Origin of the sequence: Curtobacterium sp. MCLR17_032 (assembly GCF_003234795.2) — a bacterium.
Classification (GTDB): Bacteria; Actinomycetota; Actinomycetes; order Actinomycetales; family Microbacteriaceae; genus Curtobacterium.
The window spans coordinates 3,498,180-3,520,487 of record NZ_CP126268.1 but is presented as its reverse complement, the minus strand read 5'-3'; the positions used below and the strand labels follow the sequence as shown (position 1 = coordinate 3,520,487).

21 protein-coding genes are annotated in these 22,308 nt (G+C 72.0%); 19 read left to right on the top strand and 2 right to left on the bottom strand.

Annotated elements, in window-relative coordinates:
- The first annotated feature begins 2 nt into the window (after nt 1–2).
- The 14 genes from DEI97_RS16730 to DEI97_RS16665 all read left to right on the top strand — a co-directional run bounded on the left by DEI97_RS16730 (nt 3) and on the right by DEI97_RS16665 (nt 14,727).
- Nucleotides 3–1,988, top strand: a complete 1,986-nt coding sequence (locus DEI97_RS16730; RefSeq protein WP_146248071.1) for a bacteriocin-associated integral membrane family protein — start codon at nt 3–5, stop codon at nt 1,986–1,988.
- Entirely contained in the window at nt 1,978–2,661 is a 684-nt protein-coding gene (locus tag DEI97_RS16725) for an ATP-binding cassette domain-containing protein (RefSeq protein WP_111074061.1), read from the top strand. Before DEI97_RS16730 ends, DEI97_RS16725 begins: the two co-directional genes overlap by 11 nt.
- Before the next feature lie 78 nt (nt 2,662–2,739).
- The gene (locus DEI97_RS16720; RefSeq protein WP_111074060.1) at nt 2,740–3,375 is read left to right on the top strand and encodes a DUF6197 family protein; all 636 of its coding nucleotides are present in this window, start codon (nt 2,740–2,742) and stop codon (nt 3,373–3,375) included.
- Between the two features lie 191 nt (nt 3,376–3,566).
- Nucleotides 3,567–4,214, top strand: a complete 648-nt coding sequence (locus DEI97_RS16715) for an ABC transporter permease (protein WP_111074059.1) — start codon at nt 3,567–3,569, stop codon at nt 4,212–4,214.
- Nucleotides 4,201–5,460, top strand: a complete 1,260-nt coding sequence (locus DEI97_RS16710) for an ABC transporter ATP-binding protein (protein WP_111074058.1) — start codon at nt 4,201–4,203, stop codon at nt 5,458–5,460. Before DEI97_RS16715 ends, DEI97_RS16710 begins: the two co-directional genes overlap by 14 nt.
- Nucleotides 5,457–6,221: an ABC transporter permease gene (locus tag DEI97_RS16705; RefSeq protein WP_111074057.1), complete on the top strand. Its 765-nt coding sequence runs from the start codon at nt 5,457–5,459 to the stop codon at nt 6,219–6,221. The genes DEI97_RS16710 and DEI97_RS16705 overlap by 4 nt, the downstream gene beginning before the upstream one ends.
- A complete protein-coding gene (locus DEI97_RS16700) occupies nt 6,218–7,240 on the top strand; it encodes a glycine betaine ABC transporter substrate-binding protein (RefSeq protein WP_111074056.1) in 1,023 nt (340 codons plus the stop codon). The genes DEI97_RS16705 and DEI97_RS16700 overlap by 4 nt, the downstream gene beginning before the upstream one ends.
- 128 nt (nt 7,241–7,368) lie before the next feature.
- On the top strand, nt 7,369–8,535 hold the full coding sequence (locus DEI97_RS16695; protein WP_111074055.1) for an ROK family transcriptional regulator: 1,167 nt from the start codon (nt 7,369–7,371) through the stop codon (nt 8,533–8,535).
- A 126-nt stretch (nt 8,536–8,661) separates the two neighbouring features.
- Complete coding sequence (locus tag DEI97_RS16690) at nt 8,662–9,777, top strand: sugar ABC transporter substrate-binding protein (RefSeq protein WP_111074054.1); 1,116 nt, start codon at nt 8,662–8,664, stop codon at nt 9,775–9,777.
- A gap of 57 nt (nt 9,778–9,834) precedes the next feature.
- On the top strand, nt 9,835–10,662 hold the full coding sequence (locus tag DEI97_RS16685) for an ATP-binding cassette domain-containing protein (protein ID WP_111074053.1): 828 nt from the start codon (nt 9,835–9,837) through the stop codon (nt 10,660–10,662).
- Nucleotides 10,659–11,927, top strand: a complete 1,269-nt coding sequence (locus DEI97_RS16680) for a sugar ABC transporter permease (RefSeq protein WP_111074052.1) — start codon at nt 10,659–10,661, stop codon at nt 11,925–11,927. The genes DEI97_RS16685 and DEI97_RS16680 overlap by 4 nt, the downstream gene beginning before the upstream one ends.
- Before the next feature lie 173 nt (nt 11,928–12,100).
- Entirely contained in the window at nt 12,101–12,769 is a 669-nt protein-coding gene (locus tag DEI97_RS16675) for a hypothetical protein (RefSeq protein WP_111074051.1), read from the top strand.
- 67 nt (nt 12,770–12,836) lie between these two features.
- Nucleotides 12,837–14,282, top strand: coding sequence for a phytoene desaturase family protein (locus DEI97_RS16670; RefSeq protein ID WP_111074050.1), 1,446 nt, complete (start codon nt 12,837–12,839; stop codon nt 14,280–14,282).
- 1 nt (nt 14,283) lies between these two features.
- Entirely contained in the window at nt 14,284–14,727 is a 444-nt protein-coding gene (locus DEI97_RS16665) for an SRPBCC family protein (RefSeq protein WP_111074049.1), read from the top strand.
- Between the two features lie 265 nt (nt 14,728–14,992).
- Here DEI97_RS16665 and DEI97_RS16660 read toward each other — a convergent pair whose 3' ends face one another.
- Complete coding sequence (locus DEI97_RS16660) at nt 14,993–15,811, bottom strand: shikimate 5-dehydrogenase (RefSeq protein WP_111074048.1); 819 nt, start codon at nt 15,809–15,811, stop codon at nt 14,993–14,995.
- A 100-nt stretch (nt 15,812–15,911) separates the two neighbouring features.
- Here DEI97_RS16660 and DEI97_RS16655 point away from each other — a divergent pair, with 100 nt between their 5' ends.
- Both DEI97_RS16655 and DEI97_RS16650 read left to right on the top strand, forming a co-directional pair.
- Nucleotides 15,912–16,850: an NADP-dependent oxidoreductase gene (locus DEI97_RS16655; protein ID WP_111074047.1), complete on the top strand. Its 939-nt coding sequence runs from the start codon at nt 15,912–15,914 to the stop codon at nt 16,848–16,850.
- Nucleotides 16,851–16,985: 135 nt separating this feature from the next.
- Nucleotides 16,986–17,180 (top strand): PspC domain-containing protein, encoded by a 195-nt coding sequence (locus DEI97_RS16650; protein WP_111074046.1) that lies wholly within the window; start codon nt 16,986–16,988, stop codon nt 17,178–17,180.
- Nucleotides 17,181–17,282: 102 nt separating this feature from the next.
- On the opposite strand, the gene DEI97_RS16645 is transcribed toward DEI97_RS16650, so the two are convergent.
- Entirely contained in the window at nt 17,283–17,558 is a 276-nt protein-coding gene (locus DEI97_RS16645) for a GlsB/YeaQ/YmgE family stress response membrane protein (RefSeq protein WP_111074045.1), read from the bottom strand.
- A gap of 134 nt (nt 17,559–17,692) precedes the next feature.
- Here DEI97_RS16645 and DEI97_RS16640 point away from each other — a divergent pair, with 134 nt between their 5' ends.
- The 3 genes from DEI97_RS16640 (at nt 17,693) to DEI97_RS16630 (ending at nt 22,298) form a co-directional block, all read left to right on the top strand.
- On the top strand, nt 17,693–18,364 hold the full coding sequence (locus DEI97_RS16640) for a response regulator transcription factor (protein ID WP_111074044.1): 672 nt from the start codon (nt 17,693–17,695) through the stop codon (nt 18,362–18,364).
- 64 nt (nt 18,365–18,428) lie between these two features.
- Complete coding sequence (locus DEI97_RS16635; RefSeq protein WP_111074043.1) at nt 18,429–19,817, top strand: L-serine ammonia-lyase; 1,389 nt, start codon at nt 18,429–18,431, stop codon at nt 19,815–19,817.
- Between the two features lie 141 nt (nt 19,818–19,958).
- Entirely contained in the window at nt 19,959–22,298 is a 2,340-nt protein-coding gene (locus tag DEI97_RS16630; protein WP_111074042.1) for a S8 family serine peptidase, read from the top strand.
- Nucleotides 22,299–22,308 lie beyond the last annotated feature (10 nt).

Sequence of the window (22,308 nt, the reverse complement as noted above, 5' to 3'; positions counted from 1 at the left end):
CCATGCGTCCTGATCGGTCCTCCTGGCTCGTCCTCGTGGCGATGACCTTCTCCGCCGCCGTCGCCATCGCGCTCGCCCTGCTCGCGACGCTCGACCGGTCCGAGCAGACCTTCCCCACCGCGCGCACGGTGGTCGTCGTCCTCGACGTCCCGGAAGACGTCGACTTCGCGCGGTTGCTCCGGGAGCAGGCAGACCAGGACCACATCGACTTCTACCGGGTCCAGGCCGACCCCGACCGGGTCGGCCGACGGCTCGTCCACGCGGTCGTCGGGGACCCGGGCGCGTTCGCCCGTGTCTTCCGCGACGGCGAGTACCGCGGTGGTGTGGCTGAGCAGCCAGTGGTCCTCAGCGAGCGCGAGACATCGACGCGTGGTGTGTACTTCTCGACCGCGTCGTCGGATCAGGCTTCGGCGTTCGTCTCCGAGCTCCGCAGCGCGGGCGTCGACGCGCGGAACGAACCGGCTGGCTGGTGGACAGCGATCGTGTTCACGATCGGCCGACCCGGGGTCGGGGTCGCCCTCGGCGCCTCGGGCGTCGCGGTCATGATGCTCGGGCGGCTGTGTGGGAGATCGGCGGCTCGTCGGCTGGGCGTCGCGGAAGTCCTCGGTGTGCCCCGGGTGCGGTACGCGGAGACCGCCCGAGCACTGCGGTGTCAGATCGTCGTCGCGCTCGCTGCGGCCGCTGCCGGGTCAGCCGCCGCGCTCGTCCTGGTCGGCTCACAGCTGCCGGCCGTCCTCGCGGTCGCTGCTTGTGCGTACTGGACCTCCGCCGGCCTGTTCCTCGGAGCGATGGCAACGGGCTGGCCACGCACCGCGGCGGAACGGCTGCGGGCCGGTCGGAGCGCTTGGCGACCGCGGGGCAGTACCGCGCTCGCCACGTCGGTCCTCCGGATCACGGCGGTCACGAGTGTTGCGCTCGTGGCCGGTCCGCTCGTGGACCGCATCGTCCTGCTCGACCAGTACCGCCTGGCGGGGGAGACCCGCGTCGACTGCTCGCAGTGCGTGACGCCGCTGTTGTCGGGGACGCTGCTCCCCGACGAGATCGAGTCGGCGGCACCGGCGTTCGCTCGTCTCTACCGGACGGTCGACGACGGGCGGTCGGTCTTGGCGAGCCATCCCGTCATGCCGGTCGGGCGCGGCGTGGAGCCGGACGTGGGCAACACGCTCGTGGTCAACCGCGAGTACCTCGACCGTGTGCAGCCCGCACTCCCCGAGCCGTGGCCGGGGCGGACCAGCACGAGGTCCGGGGAGTGGGCGCTCTTCGTACCGGAGCGCGGCGTCCCGTCGACAGCGGGCGTCGTCGAACAGTGGCGTGAGTGGTTCGCGTTCCAGCGCGAGGTCGACCCGACGCTCGCCGCACCCCGCGCCCCGGTGGTCATCGAGTACGCCCCCCGCCCGGTCTTCACCTTCGGCGCGGCGACGGACGAAGCGCCCCTGTTCGCGGACGCACCCGTCATCGCTGTCGTCCCTGCGGCGTCCGAGCTGCTGAGCGGCGACTTCCTGACGGCCGCTGCGTCGAACGGTCAACTGCTCCTCGACGTCGACGACCCGGAGCAGGTCATCCGCGCCGCTGGTCTGGCTGACGCCGTCGGTTCGCTGCATCGTTGGCCGGCGGTGACAGCCGCTCATCGGAGCGCTCTCCTGCGGACGGCCCTGGCGGAGGCGATCGCTGTGGCGCTCGTGCTGGCGGTGATCGCCATGGCCGTCTCCACCCGCGCGCAGACGCTCCGCTGGTCGGACGCGATGCGGGTGCGGGAGGCGACCGCTCTGGGCCTCCGCCCGCTCCGTGTCCACGCGCGGACACTCGTCGCCGAGTGCGGCGTCCTCGTCACCTCCGTCGGGGTCGCGGCGGCAGTCTCGCTGGCACTCGGAGCTGCGTCGGCTCCTGCTCTCCTCGCGGCGTCGGTGCTCGCGTGCGCGACGTCGGGAGCCGTCGTCGGGGCAGTGGTCCGGAACGCCGGAGTCGGAGGCGACGCGGATGCGACCTGAGCAGACGGTGGAGGTCCGGGCGCATCGGCATGCGCGGAACGGGCGTGTGCTGGTCGCCGTCCCCGAGGTGGTGTTCGGGCCGTCCACGCTGACGGCGGTCACCGGTGCGAGCGGTGTCGGCAAGTCGACGTTCCTGCGTCTCGTCGGCGGAGTCGAACGTCCGGTACCCCGAGTGGTCCTGGTCGACGGCAACGACCTCGGCCTGCTCTCCGACCGGCGGCTGCGGCGGTTCCGTCGCGACCGGGTCGGTTTCATGTCGCAGGACGCGGGGCTCGTCCCGTCATGGTCCGTGCGCCAGAACCTGGCACTCGCGCAGCGAGCGACGCCGGACCGCCCGGTCAGCCGACCCGCTCCGCCGCTGCAGGCATGCGCGTCGCTCGGCATCGATGCCCTCATGGACACGCCGGTGCATGCCCTGAGCGGGGGCGAACGACAGCGGGTCGGGCTCGCCCGGGTGCTCGTCCGCCGTCCGGGTCTCGTCCTGCTCGACGAGCCGACCGCCGCGTTGGACGCAGGTACCACCGCAGTCGTCATCGAGACGATCGACGTCCTCCGGAGCGAGGGCGCGACCGTGATCGTCGCGACACACGACGGCGACGTCGTCCGGGCGGCGGACCGGACCCTGTCCCTCGACGGGACCGCACCCGGGCTCCACTTCCCGCAGGAGGGGTGACGGGGGCTACCGCGAGCGCGACGGCGGGGTTAGCGTCTCCCCACACCATCCGTGCACGTGAAGATCGGGAGGGGCCTCATGACCCTCGAGTTCCGCGTCCAGCACGACGTCGCCACCGACGCCGACCCCGCACCCCGGACCGCACCACGCGGTCGGGTGCGCCGGGTCCTCGAGCACCTCGCCGCCCGACGGACCGCTGCGCACCTGCGTCGGCTCGACACCGACCTGGCCGAACTCGCCGACCTGCAGCGCGTGCTCTCCGAGGCCCGGGCCGTCGTCGACCGTGGATGGATCCAGCACGCCTGGTTCGCCTACGTCGACGAGCGGGGCCGGACCCGGACCGCGTCGAGTGCCGCCGCGACCGAGGTGGCCGGCCGTCCCCTGGTCGGTGCGTGCCTGGTCGGGGCCGTCGTGGACGCTGCGGGCGGGCCGCACGCGGTGCACTCGCAGCCGGTGCAGCGTTCCCTGGACCTCGTCTGGCACGCCCTCGCATCGGCCGAGGGGTCGCCCGTCACGTGGTGCCCGGCGCCGGACATCCGGATGGGCCGGGTGCGGGACCTGACCCGCTGGAACGACAGCGCGGGACGGACCGCGGAGCAGGTCTCCGGGCTGCTGCTCACGGCGGAGCGGGTGGCGTTGCACGAGTCGGATCGGGTCGCCGGTCTGGCCGGTGCACTGCGGTCCCGTAGCGCAGGAGTTCCCGTCCTCAGCTGAGATCGTTACAGACCTCCCAGGGTCAACCGGGCCAAGTGCTGCTGACCAGGGGTTCTCGCCGCACAGGATCCGCCGTGGAACCGTCGTTCTCCTGATCGGGATTCGGCGTGGGCTGAGCATCTGCGTAGCTTGGGGCCCGTTCGTGCCCCGATCCGTGGGTCGAACTGCCGACCCGAGGGAGTGCAGAACCGGTGTTCCAGTACATCGCCGAGCGATGGGACCAGATCTGGTTCTCGTCCTGGCAGCACTTCTCACTGGTGGTCCAGTGCGTCGTGCTCGCGACCGTCATCGCCGTGGTCCTCGCGGCGCTTGTCTACCGGGTGCCCGGGCTGCGATCCGCCGCGAACGAGATCTCCACGATCGGCCTGACGCTGCCGTCGTTCGCGGTCATCGGCCTCCTGCTCGTCCCGCTCGGCTTCGGCGTCGTGCCGTCCGTCGTCACGGTGACGTTCTTCGCCGCGCTGCCGATCCTCCGGAACGCGGTCGTCGGGCTCAACGAGATCCCGCCCGCGGTCGTCGAGTCGGCGCGGGGCATCGGCATGAGCCGCTTCCGCACGCTCGTGCAGGTCGAACTGCCGATGGCGTGGCCGATCATCCTCACCGGCGTCCGGGTCTCCGCCCAGATGGTGATGGGTGTCGCCGCGGTCGCCGCGTACGCGCTCGGCCCGGGACTCGGCAGCTTCATCTTCTCCGGACTCTCCCGCCTCGGTGGCGCGAACTCCCTCAACTCCGTCGTCGTCGGCACCGTGGGCGTCGTCCTGCTCGCCCTGGTGCTCGACCTCCTGCTCCTCGGCCTCGGCCGCCTGACCACCTCGAGAGGTATCCGTGTCCAGCACTGACTCCCCGACCACCGCGCCCGACTCCGACGTCACCGGTCGGAGCATCCTGCTCGACCAGGTCACCAAGCGGTACCCCGGTCAGGCGAAGCCCGCGGTCGACGGCATCACGCTCGAGATCCCGGCCGGCAAGATCGTCATGCTCGTCGGTCCGTCCGGCTGCGGCAAGACCACCACGCTGAAGATGATCAACCGGCTCATCGAGCCCACCGAGGGTCGGATCGTCGTCGGCGACGACGACGTGACCAAGATCGACGGCGACGAACTGCGTCGCCGGATGGGCTACGTCATCCAGGCCGGCGGGCTCTTCCCGCACATGACCGTCGCGGCGAACATCGCCGTGGTGCCGAAGATACTCGGCTGGTCGAAGGACAAGATCGCCGCCCGCGTCGACGAACTGCTCGACCTGGTCTCGCTCGACCCGGACACCTACCGCGACCGCTACCCCCGCGAGCTCTCCGGCGGACAGCAGCAGCGCGTCGGCGTCGCCCGCGCCCTGGCCGCCGACCCGCCCGTCCTGCTGATGGACGAGCCGTTCGGTGCGGTCGACCCGATCACCCGCCAGCGCCTGCAGGACGAGCTCATCCGGATCCAGGCAGAGCTGCACAAGACGATCGTCATCGTCACGCACGACTTCGACGAGGCCGTGAAGCTCGGCGACTGGATCGTGGTGTTCTCCGAGGGTGCGCACATCGTGCAGTACGACTCCCCGGAGCGGATCCTCGCCGAGCCCGCGAACGAGTTCGTCGAGAACTTCATCGGCTCGGGTGCCGGGCTCAAGCAGCTGACCCTGACCCGTGTGCGGGAGGTCGGGCTCGCCGACGCCGTCACCTGTTCCCCCGGCGAGCAGGCCCAGGCCGTGCTGCAGCGGATGCGCGAAGCCGGCGGTCACGGTCACGCCGTGGTCGTCGACCAGCGCCAGCGTCCGATCGGGTGGCCGTCCCGCCGCCAGCTCGAGCGGCTCGACCGGATCCCGGACGGCACCGAGGCGAACCTGCCCGTCGTGTCCGAGGCCTCGACCCTCAACGACGCACTCGACACCATGCTCGTCTCGAGTGCCGGCGCCGCCCTCGTGACCGGTCGACGTGACGCGTTCCAGGGCGTCATCACGGTCGAGACGGTGATGGACGCGATCACCCGCACCCGTGCCGCCGCGGCCGAGGAGCAGGCGTACACACCCGTCGGCACGAACACGAACCCGCTCGAGACGCTGCCGAGCTCGCCCGTCGGCGCCCGGGACGACCAGTGAGCGACGTCGTCACCGCGTCCCCGGCCACCGGGAAGCGGACCAGCTGGCGCGGACTGGTCATCCAGCCCGTCGCGATCCTCGTGGTCCTCGGCGCGTTCGCCCTGTGGCTGGCGAACGCGGACCTGACCGCTTCCGAGCGCTCGACCCTCAACCCCTCGGGGCTGCTCGACCTGACCTGGCAGCACATCATGCTCACGATCGTGTCGACGGTCATCGTGCTCGTGATCGCCATCCCGCTCGGCATCGCGCTCACCCGCGGTCCGCTGCGGAAGGCGAGCGGGGCGATCCTGGCGGTCGCGAACTTCGGCCAGGCCGCACCCGCGGTCGGGCTCGTCGTGTTGCTGGCCTTCTGGCTCGGCTTCACGTTCTGGGCCGCCGTCGTCGCGCTGGTCCTCTACGCGATCCTGCCGGTGCTCCGGAACACGATCATCGGCATCGAGAGCGTCGACTCCCGACTGGTCGAGGCCGGTCGTGGCATGGGCATGAGCGCCGCCGCCGTCCTGCTCAAGGTCGAACTGCCGCTCGCCGTCCCGGTGATGCTCGCCGGCATCCGCACCGCGCTCGTGCTGCTGGTCGGGTCCGCCGCCCTGGCGACGTTCATCGGTGCCGGCGGCCTGGGCCTCCTGATCACCACCGGCGTGAACCTGTTCCTGCCGAAGGTGCTCGTCTCCGGGGCGCTCCTCATCGCGCTCCTCGCCCTCTCCATCGACTGGCTCGGCCGCATCGTCGAGACGTTCGCCCGACCGAAGGGACTCCGATGACCCGCACGCGCACCACGGGCCGCCGCGCCCGCCGTCTGCTCGCCGCCGTCGTCCTGGCGGGCGCGACCACGAGCCTCCTGGCCGGCTGCGGTCTGCAGCCCGCTGCCGCCTTCGTGCCCGCCGCGGCACCCGGCACGATCAAGCACATCGACGGCCTGCCGGAGGACGCGAAGCTCACCGTCACGTCGAAGAACTTCACCGAGCAGCTGGTCCTCGGCAAGATCTCGGTGCTGGCCGCCTCCGCCGCGGGCTTCGACGTCACCGACGAGACGAACGTGCCGGGCTCGGTGGCCGTCCGCCAGCTGATGACCGGGCACGACGCCGACATGACGTACGAGTACACCGGCACCGCCTGGTTGACCTTCATGGGGCACAAGCAGGGGATCCCGGACAAGACGAAGCAGTGGCAGGCCGTCAAGGACGAGGACGCCGGCAACGGGCTCACCTGGCTGAAGCCCGCTCCGATGAACAACACGTACGCGTTCGCGGTGCGGAAGGAAGCGGTCAAGGACCTCGGCGGCATCACGAAGCTGTCGCAGATCGCCGACCTGCCGGCCGACCAGCGCACGTTCTGCGTGGAGTCCGAGTTCAACTCGCGCGCCGACGGCTTCAAGCCGATGCTCGCGAAGTACGGTCTGACGCTCGGCGGCTCCGGCGACGGGGCGATCCCGAAGGGGAACGTCGACATCCTCGACACCGGCACCGTCTACACGGCGACCGACCGCGGCACGTGCAACTTCGGTGAGGTCTTCACCACCGACGGCCGCATCAAGTCGCTCGGGCTGCAGGTGCTGCAGGACGACCGCGGGTTCTTCCCGGCGTACAACGTCGCCCCGGTGCTCTCGAGCGCGACGCTGAAGAAGTACCCGCAGCTCGAGGGGATCTACGACCAGATCTCGCCGAAGCTCACCGATGCGGTGCTGCAGGAGCTCAACCGGCAGGTCGACGTCGAGGGCCGCGAGCCGGCGGACGTCGCCTTCGAGTGGATGGTCAAGGAGGGCTTCATCACGAAGCCCTAGTCGCGACGTCGCGTCGCGACGCGACCTGCTGACGGACGGGAGGCGCGGTGCCAGCTGGCACCACGCCTCCCGTCCGTCTGTCCGGGGGACGCGGTCGACGTTCGGACCGGGCCCATTACGCTGTCCCCGTGTCAGAGCCACGACGGAGTCCGGGCAGCCAAGCTTCACTGCGTGAAGCCAACCGGGGTCGTGTCGTCGCAGCGGTCAAGCGCCACGGCGGTCTGACCCAGGTCGAGCTGGCCGGCGCGACCGGCCTCAGCCCCGCGACGGTGTCGAACATCGTCAAGGAGCTCGTCGCCAGCGGTGCCCTGCACGCGACGCCGAGCACCTCGAGCGGCCGCCGGGCGCTGCGGGTGACGCTGCCGCACGGCCTCGGCCTGGTCGCCGGCGTGCACGTCTCGCCCCGGCACCTGCGCCTGGCGCTGTCCGACCTCAACGGGACCGTCCTGGCCGAGCGGCACATGCCCCTGGCCCGCGACCACCGGGCGGACGCCGAACTCGACAAGACGGCGCTGCTCGTGATGGACATGGCCGAGTCGGTGGAGTCCTCGATGGACGAGGTGCTGGCCGTCGGCCTGGCCGTGGCGGCGCCGATCGACCGGCGGACCGGGATGACCGCGCGGGGCGGGATCTTCCGGGGTTGGGACGGACTGCCGATCGGGGAGTCGCTCGCGCGACGGGTCGGCAAGCCGGTGCAGGTGGACAACTCGGCGAACCTGTCCGCGCTGGCCGAGCACCGGAGCGGGGCCGCCCGCGGGCGGGACACGTCGATCACGCTCGACGTCGGCACCGGCATCGGTGCGGGCCTGATCCTGGACGGCCGCTTGTTCCGTGGGCACCACGGCGTCGCGGGCGAGTTCGGGCACACGCCCGTCGTCCCGCACGGCCCCATCTGCCGGTGCGGCAACCGCGGCTGCCTGGAGGCCGTGGCCGGTGCGCCCGCCGTGCTCGAGAGCATCCGCGACGAGGTCGGGACCCTGAAGACGGCGGACCTGATCCTCCGGGCGATGTCGGGCGACCCGGTGTGCATCCGGGCGATCGCGGACGCGGGGCGGGCGATCGGGACGGCGGCGGTGGGGCTCTGCAACGTGCTCGACCCGGAGCGGCTCGTGGTGACGGGGGAGTTCGCGCGTGCGGGGGAGCTACTCCTCGGCCCGATGCGGCACGCGCTCGAGTCGATGCTCATCGTCGACGCGGACGGCACCCCGGACGTCGTGCAGGGCCAGCTCGGCGAGAAGGCCGCCGTGACCGGGGCGCTGGCGGTCGCGATCGAAGCGGTGGACGTCCGCCACTGACGATCGCTCGATAACGATTCCGTCACGGCACCGCACCCTTGCGTTCAACTCTTGCAGCCAAGAACCGCCACTGGCACACTCAGGTCACCGCCAACGTGGGCGGTCCACCTGTTGGAGGACATTTCGATGAAGAAAGCCACCACACGAGCCATGCTGGGCGTCGGCGCCCTGCTGCTCGCGATCACCACCCTGGCGGGCTGTTCGAACGGAGCCGGTGCCGGAACGGGCTCCGGCGGCGGCGGGGGCGACGCCTCCAAGGCCAAGATCGGCCTGCTCCTGCCCGACTCCGTCACGGCTCGCTACGCCAGCGCCGACCGCCCGCTCTTCACCGCCGAGGTCAAGAAGCAGTGCAGCGGCTGCTCCGTCGTCTACGCGAACGCGGACGGCGACGCGTCCAAGCAGCTGCAGCAGGCCCAGTCCATGCTCACGCAGGGCGTCAAGGTCCTGGTCCTCGACCCGTTCGACGGTGAGGCCGCAGCCTCGATCGTGCAGCAGGCCAAGGCCAAGAAGGTGCCGGTCATCTCCTACGACCGACTCATCAACAGCCCGGACCTCAGCTACTACATCTCGTTCGACAACGAGAAGGTCGGTCAGCTGCAGGGCGAGGCGCTCATCAAGGCCCTCAAGGCGAAGGACGTCCCCGAAGGCTCCGGCATCATCATGGTGAACGGCTCCCCGACGGACAACAACGCCTCGCAGTTCAAGGCCGGTGCCCACAAGGCGATCGACGACAGCGGCTACAAGGTGCTGGCCGAGTTCGACACCCCCGGCTGGGACCCCGCCAAGGCGCAGGACTGGGCAGCCGGACAGATCAGCAAGCTCGGCGCCGACAAGATCACCGGCGTCTACGCGGCCAACGACGACACCGGCGGTGGCGTCATCGCGGCCCTGAAGTCGGCCGGCGTCTCCGAGCTCCCGCCCGTCACCGGCCAGGACGCGTCCCTCGCGGGCATCCAACGCATCCTCTCGGGTGAGCAGTACATGACCGTCTACAAGGCGTTCAAGCCCGAGGCGTCGAAGGCGGCCGACCTGGCCATCCAGTTCGCCAAGGGTGAGACCCCGAAGGGCGACACCACCACGAAGACGGCGGGCGGCGCGAGCGTGCAGTCCACCCTCCTCGACCCGGTCGCCGTGACGACCGAGAACGTGCAGGACACCGTCATCAAGGACGGCCTCTACACGGTCAAGCAGGTCTGCACCTCGCAGTACGCCAGCGCCTGCTCGAAGAACGGCATCGAGTAAGCAACACCCCCCGGCCGCCCGGTCCGATCCGGACCGGGCGGCCCGCACGCACTTCCGATGATCGAGGACGACACCGTGAGCACCGAGCCCCCAGCAGCACACCCCACCACCGAACCCGTGATGTCCCTCCGCGGCATCGACAAGCGGTTCGGTGCCGTCCAGGCCCTCAGTGACATCGACTTCGACGTCTACCCGGGTGAGGTCGTCGCCATCGTCGGCGACAACGGCGCCGGCAAGTCGACGTTCGTGAAGATCCTCGCCGGCGTCTACACACCGGACGGCGGCACGATCACCTTCAACGGCGACGAGGTCACCGTTCCGAACCCGGCAGCGGCCCAGTCGCTCGGCATCGCCACCGTCTTCCAGGACCTGGCCCTCGCCGACAACCTCGACGTGGTGTCGAACCTGTACCTCGGTCGGGAGATCGCCAAGCCCTTCCTCGACGAGGAGGAGATGGAACGCCGCTCGTGGGAGCTCCTGCAGCAGCTCGCGGCACGGATCCCCTCCGTGCGCATCCCGATCGCGTCCCTGTCCGGGGGCCAGCGGCAGACGGTCGCGATCGCCCGGTCCCTGATCGGCGACCCGCAGGTCGTCATCCTCGACGAGCCGACCGCAGCACTCGGCGTCGCGCAGACCGCCGAGGTCCTCAACCTCGTCGAGCGCCTCCGTGAGCGCGGCCTCGGCGTCGTCCTCATCAGCCACAACCTCGCCGACGTGCAGGCCGTCGCCGACCGGGTCGCGGTGCTGCGACTCGGTCGGAACAACGGCACCTTCCGCATCGACGACGTCTCCTACGAGGAGATCATCGCGGCCATCACCGGCGCGACTGACAACGCCGTCACCCGTCGTGCCGCGGCCCGGACCGAACAGGAGACCACCGCATGAGCAAGACCGACGAGACCCTCACCGCGTCGAACCCGACCCCGTCGGCGGCCGACCTGCAGGACGAGCGGCTGCTCCGCGACCAGGGCATCGGCGGCGCCGCGAAGGCGTTCATCCGTCGGGTCCGCGGCGGCGACATCGGCTCGCTGCCGGTCGTCGTCGGCCTCATCGTCATCTGGGCGGTGTTCCAGGCGCTCTCGCCCGACTTCCTGTCCCCGGGCAACCTCGTCAACCTCGCCCTGCAGTGCGCGGCCGTCGGCACCATCGCGATCGGCATCGTCCTGGTGCTGCTCCTCGGCGAGATCGACCTGTCCGTCGGCAGCGTCAGCGGTCTGGCGGCCGCGATCCTCGGTCAGGGGCTGACGTCCCTCGGCTGGCCGCTCTGGCTGGTCATCGTCGTCGCGCTGGCGGTCGGTCTGGCAGCCGGTCTGCTCTACGGCCTGCTCTTCACCCGCTTCGGCGTCCCGAGCTTCGTCATCACCCTGGCCGGTCTGCTCGGCTTCCTCGGCCTGCAGCTGCTCATCCTCGGCCCGAACGGCTCGATCAACCTGCCGTACGACTCGCCGATCGTGCAGTTCGCCTCGGCGTCGTACCTGCCGCCGTGGCTGGCCTACCTGTTCGCCGCGGTCGCCGCCGGTGGCCTGTTCGTCACCGAGGTCCGTCGCGCCGGCCGTCGTCGTCGCGCCGGCCTGTCCACCGGGGCGATGTCCCTGACGATCGCGAAGTCCGCCGCCCTGTTCATCGGGCTCGCCGTGATGGTCTGGTACCTGTCGCAGGACTTCGGCACCGGCACGTCCTTCGTGTTCTTCGTCGTGCTCGTCGTGCTCATGAACTTCCTGCTCAAGCGCACCCGCTGGGGCCGTTCGGTCTTCGCGGTCGGCGGCAACGTCGAGGCCGCCCGCCGCTCCGGCATCCGGGTGAACCGCATCTACATCTCGGTGTTCATGCTCACCTCGCTGTTCGCCACGATCGGCGGCATCCTGGCGGCGGCTCGGCTCAACTCGGCCAGCCTGTCCTCGGGTGCCGGCGACACGAACCTCAACGCGATCGCCGCGGCGGTGATCGGTGGGACGAGCCTGTTCGGCGGCCGCGGCAGCGCGTGGTCGGCGCTGCTCGGCATCATCGTGATCCAGTCGATCTCGAACGGGCTCACCCTGCTCAGCCTCGACTCCTCGATCCGCTACATGATCACGGGCGCGGTCCTGCTGCTCGCCGTCATCATCGACTCGCTGTCGCGTCGCAGCCGCGCCAGCCACGGAGCGGCCTGAGCCGACGGCCTGCGTCGCGACCCGATCCGGACGGGAGGCACGATGCCAGCTGGCACCGTGCCTCCCGTCCGTCGGTCCCACGGTCGTCGGACCGGTCCTCCACAGCAGACCGGTCCTCCACAGCGGGTCGGTCCCGCAGCCCGCCGGCACCCGGTCGCCGGTATCGTCGACGCATGGCACTGTTCGGACGACGCAAGCCCGACGTGCGCGATCGGCCCGTCAGCCAGGTCGAACTGAAGCGCGCGGTGGACGAGGGGTTCCTCATCGCCAAGGCGGCGGTGACCGTCGCCGTGGCGAACCGGATCATCACCAACGCCCTGCGCGACCAGGGGTACTTCGACCACGCGCTCATCGCCGACGCCGCACGGCAGGAACTGCACCGGATGGCCGAGGAGCAGCGCGGCGACGCCGAGCGGATGCGGGAGATCCGGGTCCGGTCGAGCAAGCAGGGTGGGCGCTCGCAGCACCAGCACGACTACCGACGCGGGGACGACCTGAAGCTCCGCACGCGCGAGGCCACGTACGAAGAACTGGCCAAGCGCCTCGACGCCCGCCGCGACGACCAGCACTTCGTCGACGGCATCGTCCTGGCCGCCCGGGCCCGCGCGTGGGACGACATCGGCACCACCGTCGTCGGGCGTCTCGGGTGGGCCCAGCGCCCGGCCGACGACTACGAGATCGGGCGTGACGAGCGGGTGCAGCAGCTCCTCGACGAGGACTTCGCGACCCTGGTCGCCGAGCACCCGGTCAGCTCCGGCACCCCCGTCGGCGCCGACGAACCGGACGCCGACGGACCGGACGACGGCACCGACCCGGCCGAGGCGGACACCACCACGAGCTGACGCTCGGCCGTCAACGCACGGGACCGCCTCGACCCGTGCCCAGCCGCCACTCCGTAGGCTCGTCCGCATGGTTGATGCGGTGGTCGTCGGAGCCGGACCGAACGGGTTGGCCGCAGCGGTCACCCTCGCTCGGGCCGGCCTCAGTGTCGAGGTCGTCGAACGGAACGACACCATCGGCGGCGGTGCGCGCACCAAGGAACTCACGCTGCCCGGGTACCTGCACGACGTCTGCTCCGCCGTGCACCCGATGGCGCTGCAGTCCGAGTTCTTCCGCGCCTTCGGCATGGAGCGGCGCATCGAACTCCGCCTGCCCGAGGTGCAGTACGGCCACCCGCTCGACGGCGGCCGGGCGGGCATCGCGTACCAGGACCTCGACCGCACCGCCGATGCCCTGGGGGTCGACGGCCGCGCCTACCGGCAGCTGATGGCCCCGCTGGTCGAGCACGCCGACCGCGTCTCCGACTTCGCCACCGACGCCCTGCTGCACGTCCCACGGCACCCGGTCACGGTCGCCCGCTTCGGTCTCCGCGCGCTCGAGCAGGGCTCCCGCGCCTGGAACCTCCGCTTCCGGGACGACGTCGCCCCGGCCATGATCAGCGGCGTCGCGGCGCACTCGATCCAGCACATGCCCTCGCTCGCCACCGCGGCCGCGGCCCTGTCGCTCGGCGTCTACGCCCACGCCCGCGGCTGGCCGGTGCCGATCGGCGGCAGCCAGGCGATCGTCGACGCGCTCGCCGCCGACCTCGTCGCCCACGGCGGCACGATCGAGACCGGGCGGGAGGTCCACTCCCTCGGCGACCTCACCCCGGCCAAGGCGGTGTTCTTCGACACCAGCGTCCCGTCGATGCTCCGGATCGCCGGCAACCAGCTGCCGGCGCCCAAGCGTGGAGCCCTGCGGCACTTCCGGTTCGGCAACGCCGCCGCCAAGGTCGACTTCGCCCTGTCCGAGCCGGTGCCCTGGACCAACCCCGAGCTGCACCGCGCCGGCACCGTGCACATCGGCGGCACCCGGGCCGAGATCGCCGAGGCCGAGGCGCAGGTCGCCCGCGGGCAGGACCCCGACCGCCCCTACGTGCTGGGCTCCGAGCCGACCGTCGTCGACCCGAGCCGGGCACCCGAGGGCGGGCACGTCTTCTGGGCGTACGCCCACGTGCCGGCCGGCTCGACCGTCGACCACCAGGAGAGCGTCATCCGGCAGATCGAACGATTTGCCCCCGGCTTCCGCGACACCATCGTCGCGACGAACAGCAGGACCGCCCACGACATGGAGCAGTACAACCCGAACTACTCCGGCGGGGACATCGCCGCCGGTGCCGCGAGCTTCTGGCAGCTGGTCAAGCGGCCCGTGCTCTCGAGCGACCCGTGGCGGATGGGCGGCGGGATGTACCTGGCGTCGCAGTCCGCGGCGCCCGGGCCCGGGGTGCACGGCATGGCCGGGTGGCACGCCGCGAAGAGCGCCCTCCGGCACACGTACGGGCTGCCGGTGGACGTCGACCTGGCACCGAGGAGCTGACATGGCGAAGAACGTCCGGATCATCCACTGCACCCCGGAGGACGTGTTCGACGTCCTCCGCGACGGCTGGCTCTACCCCACGTGGGTCGTCGGTGCGTCGCGGATGCGCGGCGAGGACCCCGGGTGGCCCGCGGTCGGCACCGAGATCCACCACTCGTTCGGCGTCTGGCCGTTCGTCATCAACGACACCACCACCGTCCTGGAGTACGACGAGCCCCGGCGGATGGTGATCCAGGCCCGCGGGTGGCCGGTGGGGGAGGCCCGCGTCGAGGTCGAGGTCGAGCCGCACCCCCGCGGCTGCCGGATCACCCTGCGCGAGAACCCCGTGAATGGTCCGGGCACGCTCGTCCCCGGGTTCCTCGCGCAGCCCGGCATCTGGCTCCGGAACCACGAGACCGCGCGGCGGCTCGGCTGGGTCGCCGCGGGGCGCGCGCGCAGCCGCTGAGGCGGCCCCGTCTGTGGGAGACGCCGCGCTCTGCGCGAGGCGCCGCGGAAAGTGGCGGCGTCTCGCGGGCTCGGCGGCGTCTCGCCGTGGCGCCGGTGTGTGGCGGACGGGAGGGTCGGTGCGGGCCCGCCCCGACCGTCCCGGCCTGGGACGCCTCCCGGCCCGAGACGCCCCCGTCTGTGGGAGACGCCGCGCTCTGCGCGAGGCGCCGCGGAAAGTGGCGGCGTCTCGCGGACTCGGCGGCGTCTCGGCGCCGCCGCCGCGCCTACTCCTGGCGGGAGAACGCGCTCGCTCGCGCGACCTGGTCGGCCGTCAACGCGACGCCCGTGTACCGCTCGAACTGGCGCGCTGCCTGCAGCGCGATGACCTCGGCGCCCGTGATGACGTGCGCACCGGCATCGCGGCCGGCCCGGACGAGCGGGGTCTCGGACGGGAACGCGACGACGTCGAACACCGTGCCTGCCGCGGTGATGCGGTCCGGGGCGAAGGACAGCGCGTCCTCCTGGTCGCCGCGCATGCCGAGCGGGGTGACGTTGACCAGGACGTCCGCGTCGCCGACCTGCTCCTCGGCACCGACCCAGGCGTACCCGTACTGGTCCGCCAGGGCGCTGCCGGTCGCCTCGTTGCGGGCGACGACGGTGAGGTGCGCGAACCCGGCCCCACGGAACGCCGCCGTGACCGCCTTCGCCATGCCGCCCGAGCCCCGGAGCAGCACCCGGGCGTCGCGGTCGACCCCGTGCGAGTCGAGCAGGGCGGCGACGGCCTCGTAGTCGGTGTTCGATGCGGTCAGGACCCCGGCGTCGTTGACGATCGTGTTGACGGAGCGGATCGCGGCGGCGGACTCCTCGAGCTCGTCGACGAGTGCGATCACGTCCTCTTTGAACGGCATCGACACCGAGCAGCCGCGGATGCCGAGCGCACGGATGCCGGCGACCGCACCGGGCAGGTCCGTCGTGGTGAACGCCTTGTAGACGTAGTCCAGCCCGAGCTCGTCGTAGAGGAAGTTGTGGAACCGGGTGCCGATGTTGCTCGGACGGGCGGCCAGCGAGATGCACAGCTGCATGTCCTTGTGGAGGATGGGCATGTCGTCAGTCTCCCACGAGCGGTGTGATGGAGCGGTCCATACCGCCGCTGTCAGCGTGGAGTGCGACGACCGCGGCCGGCCTGGCGTACCGTCTGCGGGGATGACTGCTCTCCCTGACACCATGCGCGCCGTCCGCTTCGAGGAGTGGGGCGACCGTTCCGTCCTGCACGTCGCCGAGGTCCCCGTTCCCGAGGTCGAGCCCGGCCGCGTGCTCGTGAAGGTCCGCGCCGCCGGCATCAACCCCGGCGAGTCCGCCATCCGCCAGGGTGTCGTCGACGACCACGACCCCGAGAAGCTGCCGTCCGGCCAGGGCACCGACCTCGCCGGCACCGTCGCCGCGATCGGCCTCGACGTCGACGGGTTCGAGGAGGGGGACGAGGTCCTCGGCTGGTCGTGGGAGCGCTCGAGCCAGGCGGAGTACGTCTCCGTCCCCGCCGGCCAGCTCGTCCCGAAGCCCCGCATGCTGTCGTGGGAGGCCGCCGGTGGCCTGGACGTCGCCGCGACGACCGCCGCTGCCGCTGTCCGCGCCGTCGACCCCCGCGCGGGCGAGACCGTCGTCGTCTCCGGTGCCGCCGGTGGTGTCGGCTCCTTCGTCACCCAGCTGCTGACGAACGAGGGCATCGACGTCATCGCGATCGCCTCCGAGTCGAACCACGAGTGGCTGCAGTCCAAGAACGCCCGCCCGGTCGCGTACGGCGACGGCCTGGAGGACCGCATCCGCGAGCTCGCCACGAACGGCATCGACGCCGTCATCGACACCTTCGGCGCCGAGTACGTGCACCTCGGCATCACGCTCGGCGTCCCGGCCGACCGCATCGAGACCGTCATCGCCTTCGAGGCCGCGGCCGAGGTCGGCGCGAAGGCGTCGGGCAGCGCGGACACGGCCGACCCCGAGATCCTGTCGGCGCTGGCGAACATGGTCGCCGACGGCTCCGTCGAGGTCCCGATCGCCGCCACCTTCCCGCTCGACGCGGTGCAGGACGCCTACGCCCAGCTCGAGGAGCGCCACACCCGCGGCAAGATCGTCCTGCTGCCGTAGGACGGCGGGCCGGACCGGCCGGGAGGCCCGACCACCGTCCGCCAGGCTCGTCCCGCCTCGGTGGGGTTGTCCCCACCCCGGAGTGGGGGCCTGGCCGGATGCCGCCACGCAGTCTCGACCCGTAGCGTCGAGGACATGACGAACACACTCCACCGCCCCCGCTCCGGTCGCCTGCTCGCCGGGGTCTGTGCCGGCATCGCCGACCGTTTCGGCTGGTCCCGCACCGCCGTCCGCGTGCTCTGGGTCCTGCTCAGCCTGTTCCCCGGGCCGCTCTGGATCGCCTACGTCGTGCTCTGGATCGTGATGCCGACGCAGGGCGGGCGCCGCTGATCCCGCCCGCTCCCGCGGGTCCGTCCGGCGACGCGGACGGGACGGGAACGACGAACAGGGTCCGGACGCATCGCATCCGGACCCTGTTCGTCGTTCAGGCACTCAGCGGCGGCTGCGGCCACCGGCGAAGCGCGTGTAGAGGAGCAGCACGATGATCGCGCCGATGATGGAGCCGATGATGCCGGCGGGCTGGAAGAAGCCGTCCATCGGGTCGTGCTGGAAGATCAAGAAGCCGAGGAAGCCACCGACGAACGAGCCGACGATGCCGAGCACGATCGTCATCACGAGGCTGATGTCCTGCTTGCCGGGGACGATGAGACGGGCGAGTGCGCCGGCGATGAGGCCGACGATGATGAGGCTGAGGATGAGACCGAGCATGGGCTGACTCCTTGGTGCGTTCTGCACGACCGGTAGAAGGGCCGAGCGCGTCCGTCACCCGATCGGGTGACGTCGACAACCCTTCCACCCCCAGGGGTGTTCCGTCTCACCCCTTGGGGTGGAAAGGTGGCCCCATGCCGGTCGACGCTCCCCCCACTCCGCTCCTCGTGACGCTCGTCGACGACTACGACGTCGTCCTGAAGGGCCTCGCGCACATGTTCGACGCGCACCGCGACCGGATCGTCGTGGCCGAGATCGACGCCAACGCAGAGCTCGACGACTCGATCGACATCGTGCTCTACGACTCGTTCGCGCAGCCGGAGTCCGACCAGGTCGAGATCGCCGCACTCGTCGCGAACCCACGAGCACGGCACGTCGTCGTCTACACCTGGAATCTCCAACAGGAGCTCGTCGACGCAGCGCTCGCAGAGGGGGTGCACGGGTACCTGTCGAAGACGCTGGGTGCCGCCGACCTGGTGGACGCGCTCGAGCGGATCGCTGCCGGCGAGGTCGTGGTCAGCCGCGCCGGACGTCGCGCCCCGAGCGCCGACGGCCTGGACTGGCCGGGCAAGGGCGTCGGCATCACCGATCGCGAGTCCGAGGTCCTCGCGCTCATCACCCAGGGCAAGAGCAACGCCGAAGTCGCTCAACTGACCTACCTCAGCCCGAACACCGTCAAGTCACACATCCGTTCCGTCTACCGCAAGATCGGGTCCGACAGCCGCACCCAGGCGGTGCTCTGGGGCGTCGCGAACGGGTTCAGCCCGGACCACCACCGGATCGACCACTGGCTCGGCGGGCCCTGATCCACTGGTGGCAGGCCCGACCAGGCCACTGAGCCTGCCGTCCGGACGGCGTAGGCTCGATGTCGTGCCGGTCTCCGTCTTCGATCTGTTCAGCATCGGTGTGGGGCCGTCGAGTTCCCACACGGTGGGCCCGATGCGCGCCGGCGTCGACTTCGCCGAACGGGTCGCCGACCTGCCCGTCACGAGCATCCGCGTCGACCTCTACGGCTCGCTCGCCTCGACGGGGCACGGGCACGGAACACTCGGCGCGGTCGCGATCGGGCTGATGGGTCACCGGCCCGAGGACGTCGACCCCGACGTGATGACGGCGGCGCTCGACGCCCTGGAGTCCACCGGCCGCCTGACCCTGGCGGACGGCCCGACCGTGGCCTTCCGGCTCGGCGACGTCGTCCTGCACCCGCTGACCATGCTGCCGCGGCACCCGAACGCCATGCGCCTGCGGAGCTTCGACGCGACCGGCACCGAGACCGCCGTCGAGACCTACTACTCGATCGGCGGCGGGTTCATCGCCCGTGACGGTGACGAGGAGCCGGGCGAGGACGTCGCCAGCACCGCGATCCCGGTCGAGACCGACGCGGTGCCCCACCCGTTCTCCAGCGGGGCCGAGCTGTTGGCGGCCTGCGCGACCACGGGCCTCCCGGTCAGCGGCGTCGCCCTCGCCAACGAGACCGCGACCCGCACCGAGGACGAGGTCCGCGACCGCCTGCTCCGCATCCACGCCGTGATGGAGGACTGCGTCGACCGCAGCGTCCGTCGCACCGGCACGCTGCCGGGCGGACTCGAGGTCCGACGCCGCGCCGCCGACTGGTTCGCGCAGCTCACCCGCGACGACCCCGGGCACGACCCCCTCTTCGCGATGGAGTGGACGAACCTCACCGCGATGGCCGTCAACGAGGAGAACGCCTCCGGAGGCCGCGTCGTCACCGCCCCGACGAACGGCGCCGCGGGCATCATCCCCGCCGTCCTCTTCTACGCGCTCACCTACGTGCCGACGATCACCCCGGACCGCCGGGACGACGCGATCGTCCGGTTCCTGCTCACCGCGGGCGCCGTCGGCTCGATCTACAAGGAGCGGGCCTCCATCTCCGGCGCCGAGGTCGGCTGCCAGGGCGAGGTCGGCTCGGCCGCCTCGATGGCTGCGGCCGGACTCGCCGAACTGCTCGGCGGCACCCCGGAGCAGGTCGAGAACGCCGCGGAGATCGCGATGGAGCACAACCTCGGCCTGACGTGCGATCCGATCGGCGGCCTGGTGCAGATCCCGTGCATCGAGCGGAACGCCATCGCCGCGAACAAGGCGGTGAACGCCGCACGGATGGCACTGCGCGGGGACGGCGTGCACCACGTCTCCCTCGACCAGGTCGTCGAGACCATGCGGCAGACCGGCGCCGACATGTCGCACAAGTACAAGGAGACCGCGATGGGCGGTCTCGCGGTGAACGTCCCGCTCTGCTGACGCGGACGTCCCCGCACCGAGCCGAGGCCCCGGAACTGGGGCTGCGGCGGGTGGGGTGCGCCGGGGTACCGTGCACCGTCCGGCACCCCGGACCGACGGCCAGGGACGGTCGTCGTCCCGGATCCCCGGAAGCGATCGCCGATGCCACGCCGTACCCCGACCCTCCTCGCCGCGACCGCCGTGGCCGTGGCGCTCGCCGTCACCGGCACGGGCCTGCCGGCGCAGGCGCTGCCCGCGGCGACCGCGCCCGTGGCTGCCACGACCACACCGGTCGCCCCCGCGACCGCGGTGCCGGCCGCCGCCGGCGTCCCCGCACCGGCCGACCCCACCGCCGGCGCGACGCCCGGTGACGCCCCGGTCGACCTGACGCTGGTCCTCCGCCCGACGGATCCGGCCGCCCTCGCCGCCCTGCCCACGGCGACCACCGGCGACACCGCCGAGCAGCGCGCGGACGCAGTGGAGGCCGTGGCCCCCGCCGACGACGCCCCCTCGCGCACGCGATCGGTGCTGACCGGCGCCGGCTTCACCGTGACCGACACCGACACGTGGGAGGTCGAGGCGCACGGCACCGCCGCCCAGGCCGAGGCGCTCTTCGGCGTCACCCTGGTCGGCACCGGTGACGGCATGCACCCGACCACCGCACCGGTCGTCCCGCAGTCCTTCGGTGGCGCGGTCGTCTCGGTGCTCGGCCTCGACACCCGTCCGGCCCTGGCGCACGCTGCCGTCCCCGCCGGGTACGCGCCCGCCGACCTCGCCGGTGCGTACCGGTCCACGGGCTCGGCCACGGCGGGCGCCGGCGCGACGATCGCCACCGTGCAGTTCTCCGGGTGGGACCGCAACGACCTCAGCGCGTACGCCGTCGCGAACGGGCGTCCGCTGCCCGCGCTCGACCAGGTCGCGGTCGACGGCGTCGACCCGCACGTCGGCGACGGCTCCCAGGGCGAGACCGAGGTCGCGATCGACCAGGAGGCCCTGCTCGCCGTCGCGCCCGGCGCCCGGCAGCGCGTGTACGTCACCGAGAACTCGTTCCAGGGCAGCTACGACGCCTACAGCCGGATCGCGGACGAGGTCCGGAGCGCCGGCATCACCGCCGTCAGCATCTCCTGGGGCAGCTGCGAGACCCGGACCCCGGCGGACGCCAGGGCCGCCCTCGACGCCGCCCTGTCCCGGATCGTCGCCGCCGGCGCGACGGTCTTCGCCGCCACCGGTGACGACGGCGCACGCTGCCCGACGGGCCCGAGGACGACCATCCGCGACGTGTCCTACCCGGCGTCCTCGCCCGCGGTCGTCGGCGTCGGCGGCACCTCGCTCACGAAGACGAAGACCGGCTGGACCGAGGCTGGCTGGTCGAACACCCTCGGTGCCGGTGGTGGCGGGACCTCGAGCGCCTACGCCCGACCCGCGTGGCAGACCGGGACGGGGACCAGCGGCACGAAGCGCCAGCTGCCCGACGTCGCCGCACTCGCCGACCCGGCGAAGGGACTCGGCGTGTACCTGTCGACCGCACACGGGTTCGTGCTCGGCGGCGGGACCAGCCTGGCATCCCCGGTGCTCGCCGGACAGCTCGCCGTCGCGCTGACCGCCCGCGGGTGCGCCGCCGGCGTCGGTGACGTGCACCAGGCCCTGTACCGGAACCCGGCTGCGTTCCGTGACGTCGTCACCGGCAGCAACGGCACGGCGCGGGCCGCCCGCGGGTGGGACGCGGCGACCGGTCTCGGCTCGCCGAACTGGTCGGCTCTCGGACGGCTGCTCCCGACGGCGAAGGACTGCACGGCACCGACCACGACGGCCGCCGCGGCCGGGGCGACCGCGACCGCGATCGCCTCGGGGAACCGGACCGTCCCCGCCGGGACCTCGATCCACTCGCCGTCCGGGCAGTACTGGCTCGACCTGCAGGCCGACGGCTCGCTCGTCGAGTGGGGCAACGGGCGCCGTCTCTGGCGGAGCACCGGCTCGGCCGACGGCGCCGTCCTGCGCCTCGATGCGAGCGGGGTGCTCGCGGTGGTCGCACCGTCGGGCACGGTCCTCTGGTCGACGTCGGCCCGCACCGCGACCGGCGGCGCTCGCCTGACCGTCGACGACACCGGCGACGTCCGGGTCACCGCGCGCGACGGCGCGATCCTCTGGCGCAACGGTGCACCCGGTACGGACCAGCTCGTCCCCGGTGCCACCCTCGTCGCCGGCCAGGCGATCCACGACGCGAGCGGGCTCCGGCGCTTCGCCGTCCGCTCGAACGGACAACTCGTCGTCACGGTCCGCGGCGCCGCGGTGTTCCGCAAGGCGGGTGGCGGCGCCGGTGCATCCCTCCTGCTCCTGCCGAACGGGGACCTCCTGCTCGCCGGGCCCCTCGGCGACCGGCGATGGTCGACCGGTACGGGCGGGAAGGGCGGCACGGGGGTGACCCTGCGCATGGGGACGGACGGCAACGTCGTGCTCCGGAAGGGCCGCTCCGCGCTCTGGGCGAGCCACACCCGAGGCTGAGCCGGTCGGC